The organism is Chitinophaga sp. 22620, from assembly GCF_052044405.1.
Classification (GTDB): Bacteria; Bacteroidota; Bacteroidia; order Chitinophagales; family Chitinophagaceae; genus Chitinophaga.
The window spans coordinates 87632-100288 of sequence record NZ_JBQEMV010000002.1 but is presented as its reverse complement, the minus strand read 5'-3'; the positions used below and the strand labels follow the sequence as shown (position 1 = coordinate 100288).

The window sequence follows — 12657 nt, the reverse complement described above, 5'->3', positions numbered from 1 at the left end:
TAAATTGCCGGCATGATCGCGTTATTCCCTTTGTCTCAACCCGCCACACTGGCCGCCATCCTCGAAGAATTGCAGCCCGGTACGCCGCCGAAATGGGGCAGCATGCATGCACAGCAGATGGTCGAACACCTGGACGGTATCGTGCGCCACTCCGCAGGTGATCATGAACTGGCGGTGGTCTCGCCGGAAGAAATGCTTCCAAAGCTGCTCCGCTGGCTGGAAACAGACAAGCCGCTGCAAAAAATGATCGAAAACCCGGCATTCAGGAATACAACCCTTACGCATCCTGATCTCGATAGCGCGATACGGTCGCTGCATGAGGGCCTGGCGCATTTCCACCACGTGTACACCACTTCTCCCGGCCGTACTTCCACGCACCCGGTATTCGGGCCGCTGGATTACGAAGGCTGGTTGCGGTTCCATCAAAAACATTTCCGGCATCACCTCACACAGTTCGGGTTGCTGGAAGAATAACCTATAAATGAAAAGCGCCCCGGAAGCGGGCGCTTTTTTTATTCCGTTCTTATTGCGCTTCGCAAAGCACTATCCGCATTCGCGCCTTTGGGCACCAGCGCGCTGAGCCAGTCACCGTACATCGCGTTGGGCAACATGATGAAACGCGCGCCGAACTGGTCGTACAGCCGTTCTACGGCGGCATTCCGCTCTGCCGGTGTTTTTTTATAGAAGTCTTCCGCGAAGTCGCCAAGGTTATCGCCCACCAGCATAGCGATCTCATATTTCCTTGCGATCGCGTCGCGGCGTTCTTCCTTATTTGAATTGCCGGACGAGAGTATGAGGTGCTCGTTGTCTGCAAAAGGAAAATTATAGCGCTGCAAATTTTTCAGCGTGGCTGCTCGTTCGCTTTCCAGGCGGTTGGTGACGTAATAGATGGTGAAACCTTTTTCCGCGGCATATTTAAAGAAAGAAGGCGCGCCGGGCACTGTGTCGCAGGCGGCTTTGGCGGTCCATTCTTCCCAGGTGCTCTGGCTCCAGGTTTTTCCTTCAAGGGTTGTTTTGGCGGTGTATGGACTGTTGTCCAGCACCGTTTCATCGATGTCCGTCACAATGGCGCGGGGCCGCAGTGTTTGCTGGTGGCTCATTACTTCCACCCGTTCGCCTGCCATCCGGTAGGCTTGCAGGCATAAGGCCTTATACTCCGCCGCACGCTGCTGCCAGAGGGCGGCCCAGGCGGGGCCTCCGATCGCGGGCTGTGCAATGGCCAGCGGTTGCGGGGTTTTGCAGGCGAAAAATGCCGATACGATAAGCAGGTAACTATAACGCATATACGATGTTTTCTGTGTGGATAAAATGAATGGGTGGATTTGAAAAAAGACCGGGTAATTTGGTGTAAATTAGAGAAAATTGTTAACCCATGCGCGAAGAGCTTCACTACCGTATTGCGCTTACATTTTTGCCTCTTGTGGGAGATGTGGCGGCGAAAAAACTACTGGAAATTTTTGGTTCAGCTACCGCGATCTTCCAGGCGCGCAGGCGCGAGCTGGAAAGCGTTGCCGGCATCGGCGCCGTTAAAGCGGCAGCGATTAAAAATTTCCGTGATTTTTACCGTGTGGAGGCGGAAGCGCGTTTTTTGCAGCGGCATCACATCAGGCCTGTATTTTTTACGGATGAAGATTATCCGGCCAGGTTGAAACATTGTTATGACAGCCCGGTGCTGTTGTATTATAAAGGCAAGGGCAGCCTTCAGCCCGAAAAAGTGCTTGGTATTGTAGGCACGCGGCGGCCAACAGCATACGGTAGCGATATTTGCCGGGAGTTCATACAGGCGTTTGCGCCGCATGGCATTACCATTGTGAGCGGCATGGCCTACGGCATTGACATTACCGCGCACCAGGCCGCGATCGGGAACGGGCTGCCTACCATCGGCGTACTGGCGCACGGGCTGAACCGGCTGTACCCTGCGGCACATGCCCGGATTGCGGCACAGATGCTGGAAACGGGCGGATTGCTGTCCGACTTCAGCAGCGGTGCCGAGCTGAACCGGCAAAACTTTCCCCGGCGCAACCGCATCGTGGCGGGGCTTTGCGACGCGCTGCTGGTAGTGGAAAGCGGCAGCACCGGCGGCTCGCTCATCACAGCTGATATAGCGGGCAGCTACAACCGCGATGTGCTGGCCATTCCCGGCCGTGTTGGCGATAGCTGCTCGGCCGGCTGCCTCGACCTGGTGAAACAAAACAAAGCGGCCCTGGTGACCAGTCCGGAAGATGTGCTGCGCATGCTGGACTGGCGGCCCGCCGCTCCTGCCGCAAAACCTGTGGTGCAAAGCAGGTTGTTCCATTCCCTGGCGCCTTCCCAGCAGGGCATCCTGGATATATTATCCGCGCATCCCCAGCTGGATATAGACGAATTGCAGTACCACAGCGGTATTGCACGAAGCGCCATGGCAGCGGAACTGATGCAGCTGGAAATGCTCGGGCTGGTGCGGGCATTGCCGGGGCATACATATCAATTAATCAGTACATGAATAAGGCCTGATTGGAATACGGGGAAAAGTCGTACATTTGCGTGCAATTATTTAAGAAACTACCAAAATAATTGCAATATGCCTGCGGGAAAATCCAAACAGAAATTTGTAGCTGACGGTCTCACCTTCGACGATGTTTTACTCGTGCCAGCTTATTCAGAAGTACTGCCCAGAGAAGTAAACATCTCCACCCAACTCACCAGGAACATACGGATCAACATTCCCATGGTATCTGCCGCGATGGACACTGTTACCGAAGCCACGCTTGCCATTGCCCTGGCGCGTGAAGGCGGTATCGGCATCCTGCATAAGAACATGAGCGTAGAGAAACAGGCTGAACTGGTGAGAAAAGTGAAACGCAGCGAAAGCGGCATGATCCTCGACCCGCTTACTCTCAGCGCAGACTCCACCGTGGGCCAGGCCCTCCGCATGATGAAGGAAAACGGCATCGGCGGTATCCCCATCGTAGACGGCGATAAAAAACTCATCGGCATCCTCACCAACCGCGACCTCCGCTTCGAAAAAGCCAATACCAAAAGGCTGATCAGCGAAGTGATGACCAAAGACAACCTGGTGACCGCCCCCGAGAACACCGACCTGAAAAAAGCAGAGAAGATCCTCCAGCAGCACCGCATCGAGAAGCTGCCGGTGGTAAATAAACAAGGCAAGCTCGTAGGGCTTATCACCTACCGCGATATCATCCAGCTCACCAGCTTCCCCAACGCCGCCAAAGACAATTACGGCAGGCTGCTGGTTGGCGCCGCCCTCGGTATTACGCCGGACCTGCAGGACCGTGCAGCCGCATTGCTGCACGTGGGCGTAGACGTTGTAACGCTTGACAGTGCGCATGGCCATTCCATCTACGTACTGGAAGCGCTCAAAAAACTGAAAAAATCATTCCCGAAACTCCAGGTGATTGGCGGCAACGTAGCCACGGCAGAAGGCGCGCTGGCGCTCGCAGCCGCAGGCGCAGACGCGGTGAAAATAGGCGTGGGCCCAGGCTCCATCTGTACCACCCGTGTGGTGACCGGCGCAGGTTTCCCGCAGTTATCCGCCATCCTCGACGCGGCCCAGGCCCTGAAAAAATCAGGCATCCCGGTGATCGCCGACGGCGGTATCCGTTACACCGGCGATATGGTGAAAGCCCTCGCAGCCGGCGCATCCACCATCATGGCCGGTTCCATCTTTGCCGGTGTCGAAGAAAGCCCCGGGGAGACCATCATTTACGAAGGCCGTAAATTCAAATCATACCGCGGCATGGGCTCCATCGAAGCGATGGCCGAAGGCAGCAAAGACCGCTATTTCCAGGACGTTGAAGCTGATATCAAAAAGCTGGTTCCGGAAGGCATCGTAGGCCGCGTGCCTTACAAAGGCACGCTGGCAGAAGTGGTGCAGCAGTTTGTAGGCGGCCTCCGCGCAGGTATGGGTTATGTGGGCGCCAAAGACATCAAGGCCCTGCAGGATGCGCAGTTCGTGAAGATCACTTCCGCTACCGTGAAAGAGAACCACCCGCATGACGTGGTGATCACCAAGGAAGCGCCGAACTACAGCAGATAAACTGAAAAAAATAACTGGCATATAAGGGCGTTACGGGAAACCGTGCGCCCTTTTTTCATACATCCACCCCGTGTTTACATTTCCGTTAGGTTTGCCGCAGCTGCCGGTATTTACATTTTTCCTTTTTACATTTGAAAGATGAATGCATTCCTGCGAAAACGCTTTCCCCTGCTGCTCAGTATTTTAGCAGGGCTACTCATGTGGGCCGGCTGGCCTACCTCGCCGCTGACCTTTCTTGTTTTTATCGGCCTTGTGCCGCTGCTGGCTATTACGGACCGGGTAAAAGACGGACGCGCGTATTTCGGGCTGGTATTCCTCGCATTCTGGATATGGAACACCGGCAGCACCTGGTGGGTAGGCAACACCACTGTTCCTGCCAGCGGCATCTTCGCCAATGCATTCAACGCCCTGCTGATGAGCATCCCCTGGCTGGCTTATAAGAGCACCCTTGCAAGAACAGGCCGCATCACCGGGTATTTCGCGCTGATCGTTTACTGGCTCACGTTTGAATACATCCACCAGCAATGGGAACTGAGCTGGCCCTGGCTCACGCTGGGCAATGCTTTCGCCATGCGGCCGGGATGGGTGCAGTGGTACGAATACACCGGCACCGCGGGCGGTTCCCTGTGGGTGTTGCTGATGAACATCCTTGTTTACCAGGCCTGGCGCCGCGGCCAGCATGAGCCGGGATGGTTCTTTCTCTGGAAAGAAGGCTGGAAACCTTTGCTGTTGCTCATTTTGCCCCTGGCCGCCTCCTTTTTCACGGGCATGTACAAGCCAGGCGTGACGGAGAATACCAGGAAGGTGGTGATCGTACAGCCGAACATAGACCCTTACGACGAGAAATTCAGCGAAGGCGCCGCCATGGATCAGCTGCACAAACTTCTGGCCCTCACCCAACAAAAAATAGACAGCACTACCAGCTTCGTGATATGGCCCGAAACAGCGCTGTTTCCCTCAGGTGCATGGGAGCATCTGCTGAACGACCAGCCGGAGATCGTGGCCATCCGCCAGTTCCTCGCCCAGTACCCCCGCGCAAAGATCGTGACGGGCGCTTCCACGTTCAGGCGCTACCCGGATGCAGACGAGGCGCCTTCCACCGCGCGTATCATGAACGGGGAAATTTATTATGATGCGTTCAATTCTTCCATACAGATAGATACTTCCCTGAACATACAGGTATACCATAAAGCCAAGCTGGTGCCCGGCGTGGAACTCACGCCCTACATGCGGTACCTGCCCTTCATGAAAAAACTGGCGCTCGATATGGGCGGTATCTCAGGCAGTTATGGCCTTACGCCCGGAGTACCGCTGTTCTTCAACCCCGGTGAGCAATGCAATATTTTCACCGCCATCTGCTATGAATCCGTTTATGGCGATTTTGTAGCCGAAAAAGTGCGGCAGGGCGCCAACCTGCTGGTAATCTGCACCAACGACGGCTGGTGGGGCAATACTGAAGGGCACCGCCAGCATCTGCAATACGCCCGCCTCCGCGCTATAGAAACCCGCCGCTGGGTGGCCCGCAGCGCCAATACCGGCATATCCGCCTTCATTACGCCCAGGGGCGAAGTGATAGACCCTCAGCCATATTGGGAACCGGCGGTTATTGCGCATGCTGTAACACCTTACTACCATCAGACGTTCTATGTAAAATATAGCGGCTACATCGCCAGGGCTCCCGTTATCTTTTGTATATTGCTGGTAGCATACACCATTGTATTACGGGTAATTCGCAGGCAACATGTGGAAAACATTTAACAACGGAGGCCAGGAAGGCACTTACTGGGCAGAGGGTGAAGGCAAAGCAGTCATCCTCATTCACGGTTACGGAGAAGATCAATCGGTTTGGGAACACCAGACCGCTTTCCTGAGGGTGCACTACCGCGTACTGGTGCCGGACCTTCCGGGCACCGGCAAGTCTGCCATCACCCATCCCCTTTCCATGGACAGCATGGGAGAATTCATTTACGGGATGATGACCGCCGAAGGCATCAGCCAGGCTACTGTGATCGGGCATAGCATGGGAGGATACGTGGCGCTGGCCTTTGCCGAAAAATACCCGCACCTGCTGGAAGGCCTGGGCCTGTTCAGCTCCACCGCCAGGCCGGACAGTGAAGAGAAAAAAGAAGCCCGCAGGAAATCCATCCGCATGCTCAACCAGTACGGCGCAGAACAATTCCTGCGGCAGCTGCTGCCCAATATGTTCGCCGCCAGCTTCAGGATCAACCAGGGCGCGAGGGTGGACAATTTCATCCAACAGGCCATTAAAATACCAGAAGAAACACTGATCGCCTATTACGAGGCGATGATGGAAAGACCGGACCGTACGGCTGTGCTGAAAGAGATCAAAGTGCCGGTGCTGTTCTTCATCGGGAAAGAAGACCAGGCTGTGCCCCTGGACAACATTATGCCGCAGGTAACCATGCCGGCCATTGCCAGCATTCATATCATAGACCAGGTTGGACACACAGGGCACCTCGAGGTATACGAGGAAAGTAACCTGATACTTTACCAGTTTGTCGAATTCTGCCAACGGACTGTTTAAAAAACAAGTAGATTCAAGCCATTTGCGGAAAGTTTTGCTTATAACCTTCCTGGGCCTGGTATCCCTGGCTGCTAGGGCTGATCATATCATCGGCGGAGAGATGTATTACAACTGGCTTAGCGCCACCGGCAGCGGCAATACCTACCGGATCACGCTGAAACTTTTTGTACGCTGCGACGCTACCACCGCGCAGATCGATCCTGATGTGAACATCGCCGTGTACGACGGGAACGGTAATTATTTCGATGTGCTGGAGCGCATCCCACGCGATGACCTGGAAAAATATACCGCCACAGATGTAGACCCCTGCATCGTGAACCCGCCGTACGTTTGTTACCAGATCGCTTATTACACCACCCAGGTCACCCTTCCATTCAATACCACCGGCTATTACGCCACTTTCCAGCGCTGCTGCCGCCGCACCCAGCTCACCAATATCTTTTCGGACGACAATAATGTAGGAGGCAGCTATTTCACCAAAATTCCCGGCGCGCAGAATAATTTCGACAACAACAGCGGCCCCCGTTTCAGTTCCGAAAAAGGCACCATCGTTTGCGCCAATAGCAAGTTCAGGTACGATTACGCCGCCACCGATCCGAACGGCGACTCGCTCGTATATTCCTTTTCCACCGCCTACACCGGCGGCGACCGCAATTCTCCCAAGCCAGAAGTGTCCGCGGCACCGCCTTTCGACCCGGTTTCCTATAAAGACCCTTTCACCGCGGCGCAACCGTTGGGAGACAAAGCGACCATCGACCCGAAGACCGGCGTCATTTCCGGTACCGCGCCCAGAAGCGGGCTTTACATCGTTACGGTATCCGTTCATGAATATCGCAAAGGAGTGTTCATCGGCGAGCACAAAAAAGAATTCCAGTTCACTGTGGAAAACTGCGTGCGGCAGGTAGTGGCGGCGCTGCCGGATAAGTTCGCGGATTGCGACGGCTACGTGATCAACTTCGTGAATAACAGTACGCCTAACAAAACATACGTGTGGGATTTCGGTGACGGGAACACCCATACCACCAACAGCCTCGCTACATTCCCGCATACCTATGCAGATACCGGCACCTACGTTGTAAAGCTCACCGTGGACCCTGCCAGCAATTGCGGCGACAGCGCGTTTTCCACTGTAAAAGTATATCCCGTACTGGCGCCGTCCTTCGATTTTAACGGGCTTTGCACCACCAAGCCCACGCAATTCGCCAATACCTCCACCACGGACGTCGGCGTTTTCGATTATTTCAAATGGGACTTCGGCGACGCCGCGCTCACCAACGACACGTCCAACCATCAGTCGCCCGCCTGGCAATACACCACGCCCGGGAACTACACCGTCAAATTTTACATGAGCACCTCCAAGGGCTGCGAAAAAGAAGTAACAAGAACCATCAACATATACGACAAACCGCCGTTCACCGCCACGGGCGATACGCTGCTCTGCATAAAAGACCCGCTGCAGCTTCATGCGGAAAGCTCCATGGCAGGCAGTTACAGCTGGGCGCCCCTCTACAACATCACCGGCGCGAACACTGCCGACCCCGTTGTTTCACCTAAAAAAGACACGGCTTACAACGTTACCTTCACCGATCTCACCGGCTGCGTGAACACCAAACGTGTAGCCATCGACGTGCGCGATACGATCTATGTAAAAACTTCAGCGGACAGCGTGCTCTGCACCGGCGACCCGGTGGACCTTGTAGCGGAAGCCGACGGCGATTACAGTTTCACCTGGACGAATATAGACACGCGGCAGATCATCAGCCGGACCAACACCGTTACCGTAACACCTGTGAGAACAGGCGCTTATTTTGTGCAGGTGGACCTTGGCAGCTGCAATTCCCGCGATTCCGTTTTCTTCCGAACGGTGGACCCGCCAGCCGCCTTCGCCGGTATAGACAGTACCATCTGTTATGGCGACAAGGTGCTGCTGCAAGCCAGCGGCGGCGCATTCTACAGCTGGTCCCCTCCCGGAACGCTCACGAGCCCCAATAAACCGGCTACCATTGCATGGCCCAAAGAGACCACCACTTACGTTGTAACGGTAACGGATACACTGGGCTGTCCCAAACCGGTAACTGCTGAGAGGACCATCACCGTAGTGCCGCCCGTGCCGGCTTTTGCAGGCAACGATACCATCGTGCTGAAAGGACAACCTTTCCGCCTCAACGCCAGCGGCGGCGTGCAATACCGCTGGTCGCCGGCAGACGGCCTCAGCAGCACCACAGTGCCCGACCCCGTTACCAACTATAACCGCGACATCACCTATCGCGTGAAAGTATATACCGCTGAAGGCTGCGTAGGCGAAGACGATATCAGCATCCGCTTCATGACCGGCCCCGAGATCTATATCCCCAATGCCTTTACGCCCAATGGCGACGGGGTGAATGACGTGTTCCGGCCAATGCCGGTAGGTTTCACCAAGATGGAGTACTTCAGGATATATAACCGCTGGGGCGAAGAGGTTTACAACTCCGTTCAATATCTCAAAGGCTGGGACGGCAGGAAAAAGGGCGACCCCGCCGCCGCCGACACCTATGTGTGGATCGTGGGAGGCACTAATATTGAAGGACAGCTGGTGGAAAAACGCGGAACGGTGACGCTTATCCGGTAAGATCCCCTTCCTCCGGAACGTAAAAGCCTGTACGAATACCCGTTTCCCCGCCGCTGGAGCGGCATAAAAGGCCCGGTTCCAGCACCCGTCCGACAAATATTTTCAGCCCCAAAAAACGATTATTCTAACAACTAAAGCATTACACTTTATTATCTTTTTCATATTCATTTCCACCCTTTTTATATTTCAGCAGGCCCTTTATTTTCCGTAAATTCAGAGTAACAAGAAAGCCTTTACCCCATGGGCAAATCTGTTATCCTCCTTATCATTCTGGCCTGCTCGCTCTACGGGACAGTGAACGCATACCACATTATCGGCGGGGAGATCTATTACCGGACCGTGGGGTATAATACGGCTACCGGGAATTACAGGTACCTCATCATTCTCAAATTATACCGCGACGGTGATTTTGTTTGCGGCAGCCGCCAGGGTTGCCTTGATTATTTCGAGAACCCGGTTCCCATCAATATCTTCAACTCGGCCGGCAACCGCGTGGGCCCTTCCCGCCTGATGGAGATACAATTCACACGGCCCATCCGCGATACGTTGAAGAACCCCTGTCTTGCCCCGCAAACCATTTACCTGGAAGTGGCCTTTTACGGAAGCGACACCATAGAACTGCCGCCGATACAGGGCGGCTATTATGTTTCTTACCAGCGCTGCTGCCGCGGAGAAGCTATTACCAACATCTACAATTCCGAAAGGGAAGGCTCTACTTTTTACACCTGGATACCCGGCGCTGAAAGCCGCCCTGGCAATAACAGCGCTTATTTCGGGATAGACGAGGCGCCGGTGATCTGCTCCGGCCTTCCGTTGCGGTATAATTACCGCGCCACAGATCCCGATGGCGACAGCCTCACATACTCCCTTTGCAGCGCGCTTGCAGGCGGCAACAGCCGGACGAATGAAGCTGTGAGCCCGCCGCCATACACCACCACCGTCAGCTACATACCGCCATACCACGGCGGCTCGCCAATGGGCGGCAGTCCTGTCATGAGCATAGACAACAACGGCCTCATCACCGGCGTGCCCAACCGTTCGGGGAAGTTCGTGGTATCCGTTTGCGTTTCGGAATACGACAGGTCTACCAGGCGATTGCTGGGCGTGCACCATAAAGACCTGCTTATTACCGTGTACAATTGTGAAACACGCATCACCGCATCCACGCCTGTGCTGCTGAACCATTGCAACGACAGCCTGGGGCTCAGCGTGCCTATCACCAACAACAGCGTGGCGGGCTTCACCTCGTCCTACCGCTGGACCTTCAGCGACGGCACCGATACGACCACCTTTACCCGCGATGTATTCTTCCACCAGTTTCCGGATACCGGCATATACACCGTTAAGCTCGTTGTAAATCCCGGGCTGCCGTGTACAGACAGCATGACGGGGCGTATCAATAACTATCCCGGCCTGCGGTCCGGCTTTACGCTGAGCGGGCTTTGCAGGGAAAACCCGGTATTCTTCACCGACACCTCCAGTTACCGTTATGGCAGCATTGTGTACAGGAAGTGGGATTTTGGCGTAGAGGATATTTCGCAGGACACCAGTAATGCCGTCAGCACCAGTTACCGTTTCCCAACGGGAGGCGTATATTCCGTCAACCTGTTCCTGCGCACCAACCGGGGCTGCGAAGCCACCATCACGCAAAACATGCGGCTGTATGAAGTGAACCCCTTCGCCGGGAACGATACCATATTGGCGCGCGGGCAAACGCTCCGCCTGCAGGGTGCGGGCGGGGAAACCTATGCCTGGAGCCCGGGTACCGGGCTGAACGATCCCAACATCCGCGACCCGCTGCTCACCTGGAACAACGAGATCACCTTCCGGCTGCGTGTCAGCAACCAGCAGGGCTGCTTCGGCTTCGATTCCATCAATGTAAAATATTACACCGGCCCTGAGTTCTACATCCCCAATGCATTCTCTCCCAACGGGGATGGCACGAACGATTTCTTCCGGTTCATCCCGGTGGGGATCAAAGAATATTTTTACTTCAGGATATTCAACCGCTGGGGCGAGCTGGTGTACAATTCGCTGGATTTCCGCCATGGCTGGGACGGATCCTACAAAGGCCGGCCGGCCTCCATCGACACATACCTGTGGATACTCGAAGGGGTCGACCTCCACGGCCAGCGGATTTCCAAAAAAGGAACGGTAACTTTACTGCGATAAACAGCACATATGAAGACTGGAAAAACAGCCCTTATCACCGGCGCCACTGCCGGTTTCGGAGAAGCCTGCGCAAGAAGGTTCGCATCAGAAGGTTACCGCCTGGTTATTACCGGCCGCAGGGCGGAAAGGCTCGAAGCGTTCAGATCGCAGCTGGAAAAAGAATTCGGCATACAGGTGAAGGCGCTGGCCTTTGACGTGCGGAGCAACGACGATGTAAAAGCTTCGCTCAACTCCCTGGAAGACAGCTGGAAAACGATCGACGTGCTGGTGAACAATGCCGGCCTCGCGTTGGACCTTTCCACGATAGACGAAGGGAATACCGATGACTGGGACACCATGATCGATACGAATGTGAAGGGCCTGCTGTACGTTTCCCGGGTGGTGATTCCCTGGATGAAGGAACGGCAACAGGGCCAGATCGTGAATATCGGCTCCACTGCGGCCAAAACCGTGTATGCCAAAGGCAATGTGTACTGTGCCAGCAAAGCCGCGGTAGACGCGCTTTCACAAGGCATGCGCATAGACCTGCTGCCCTACAACATCAAGGTGACGGCGGTGCATCCCGGCGCGGCCGAAACCGAATTTTCGCTGGTGCGCTTTAAAGGCGACGAAAGCAGGGCAAAAGACGTGTACAAGGGCTTCACCCCGCTAAGCGCGGCAGACGTGGCGGATGTGGTATATTATTGCTGCTCGCTGCCTCCGCATGTATGTATCAACGACCTGGTGCTGACCCCAACGGCTCAGGCGAACGCTTATTACATCCACCGTTGAAAATTACACATAAGTGTTACGATACAAGTTATAATAATTATCTATATTTGAAATCCTATGTAAAAATAAGCGCGGATCAGTCGCGGAGCATGTTGCGGCCCACAGGGGCCGGTGCCTTATAAATACCACCAGAAGTAGAAGAAGTGATAGGAGATAGTTGCGCCAAAAGGGCGTAAAACGAAATGACGACCTTATTGATAATCCTATAACCATATCCCTATGCTAACATTTGTTACTATGTACGTCCTGAGACTGTACTATCCTAGAATGAAAGAATTCTTAAGTTTCTACTTCGACAGTTCACGTCGGAACAATTATGGCCGCTGGGCCATGCGTCAAACCTGGAAGGGTAAAGAACAGTACTCTTTCGGTTATAACTGAAAATCAAGCTTTTCATAAAAAAGGCCTTCGTTATCCGAAGGCCTTTTTTATGCCGGAAACGATCTGTTCCCCAATTGGATCTATACTATTTGAACGCTTTTACCTTATGATGGGAACGCTTTTACCCTATGGCAGGTA

General features: G+C 54.5%; 9 protein-coding genes. 8 read left to right on the top strand and 1 reads right to left on the bottom strand.

Annotated elements, in window-relative coordinates:
- The first annotated feature begins 12 nt into the window (after positions 1-12).
- Positions 13-474: a hypothetical protein gene (locus tag ACTJIK_RS09940; RefSeq protein ID WP_440646217.1), complete on the top strand. Its 462-nt coding sequence runs from the start codon at positions 13-15 to the stop codon at positions 472-474.
- A 38-nt stretch (positions 475-512) separates the two neighbouring features.
- On the opposite strand, the gene ACTJIK_RS09935 is transcribed toward ACTJIK_RS09940, so the two are convergent.
- A complete protein-coding gene (locus ACTJIK_RS09935; RefSeq protein ID WP_440646216.1) occupies positions 513-1283 on the bottom strand; it encodes a 5'-nucleotidase, lipoprotein e(P4) family in 771 nt (256 codons plus the stop codon).
- An 89-nt stretch (positions 1284-1372) separates the two neighbouring features.
- Here ACTJIK_RS09935 and dprA point away from each other — a divergent pair, with 89 nt between their 5' ends.
- The 7 genes from dprA to ACTJIK_RS09900 all read left to right on the top strand — a co-directional run bounded on the left by dprA (position 1373) and on the right by ACTJIK_RS09900 (position 12138).
- The gene (dprA, locus tag ACTJIK_RS09930; RefSeq protein ID WP_440646215.1) at positions 1373-2482 is read left to right on the top strand and encodes a DNA-processing protein DprA; all 1110 of its coding nucleotides are present in this window, start codon (positions 1373-1375) and stop codon (positions 2480-2482) included.
- A gap of 78 nt (positions 2483-2560) precedes the next feature.
- Entirely contained in the window at positions 2561-4039 is a 1479-nt protein-coding gene (gene guaB / locus ACTJIK_RS09925) for an IMP dehydrogenase (protein WP_440646214.1), read from the top strand.
- Positions 4040-4177: 138 nt separating this feature from the next.
- A complete protein-coding gene (gene lnt, locus ACTJIK_RS09920; protein ID WP_440646213.1) occupies positions 4178-5797 on the top strand; it encodes an apolipoprotein N-acyltransferase in 1620 nt (539 codons plus the stop codon).
- On the top strand, positions 5781-6584 hold the full coding sequence (locus tag ACTJIK_RS09915) for an alpha/beta fold hydrolase (RefSeq protein ID WP_440646212.1): 804 nt from the start codon (positions 5781-5783) through the stop codon (positions 6582-6584). Before lnt ends, ACTJIK_RS09915 begins: the two co-directional genes overlap by 17 nt.
- Positions 6585-6618: 34 nt before the next feature.
- Entirely contained in the window at positions 6619-9195 is a 2577-nt protein-coding gene (locus ACTJIK_RS09910; RefSeq protein ID WP_440646211.1) for a PKD domain-containing protein, read from the top strand.
- Positions 9196-9435: 240 nt separating this feature from the next.
- Entirely contained in the window at positions 9436-11367 is a 1932-nt protein-coding gene (locus ACTJIK_RS09905) for a gliding motility-associated C-terminal domain-containing protein (RefSeq protein WP_440646210.1), read from the top strand.
- Positions 11368-11376: 9 nt separating this feature from the next.
- Positions 11377-12138, top strand: coding sequence for an SDR family NAD(P)-dependent oxidoreductase (locus ACTJIK_RS09900; protein WP_440646209.1), 762 nt, complete (start codon positions 11377-11379; stop codon positions 12136-12138).
- The last annotated feature ends 519 nt before the right edge of the window (positions 12139-12657 follow it).

Bases quoted from the DNA above. Each gene is read 5' to 3' on its own strand.
- ACTJIK_RS09940 (WP_440646217.1), top strand. From the start codon at position 13: ATGATCGCGTTATTCCCTTTGTCTCAACCCGCCACACTGGCCGCCATC.
- ACTJIK_RS09935 (WP_440646216.1), bottom strand. From the start codon at position 1,283: ATGCGTTATAGTTACCTGCTTATCGTATCGGCATTTTTCGCCTGCAAA.
- dprA (WP_440646215.1), top strand. From the start codon at position 1,373: ATGCGCGAAGAGCTTCACTACCGTATTGCGCTTACATTTTTGCCTCTT.
- guaB (WP_440646214.1), top strand. From the start codon at position 2,561: ATGCCTGCGGGAAAATCCAAACAGAAATTTGTAGCTGACGGTCTCACC.
- lnt (WP_440646213.1), top strand. From the start codon at position 4,178: ATGAATGCATTCCTGCGAAAACGCTTTCCCCTGCTGCTCAGTATTTTA.
- ACTJIK_RS09915 (WP_440646212.1), top strand. From the start codon at position 5,781: ATGTGGAAAACATTTAACAACGGAGGCCAGGAAGGCACTTACTGGGCA.
- ACTJIK_RS09905 (WP_440646210.1), top strand. From the start codon at position 9,436: ATGGGCAAATCTGTTATCCTCCTTATCATTCTGGCCTGCTCGCTCTAC.
- ACTJIK_RS09900 (WP_440646209.1), top strand. From the start codon at position 11,377: ATGAAGACTGGAAAAACAGCCCTTATCACCGGCGCCACTGCCGGTTTC.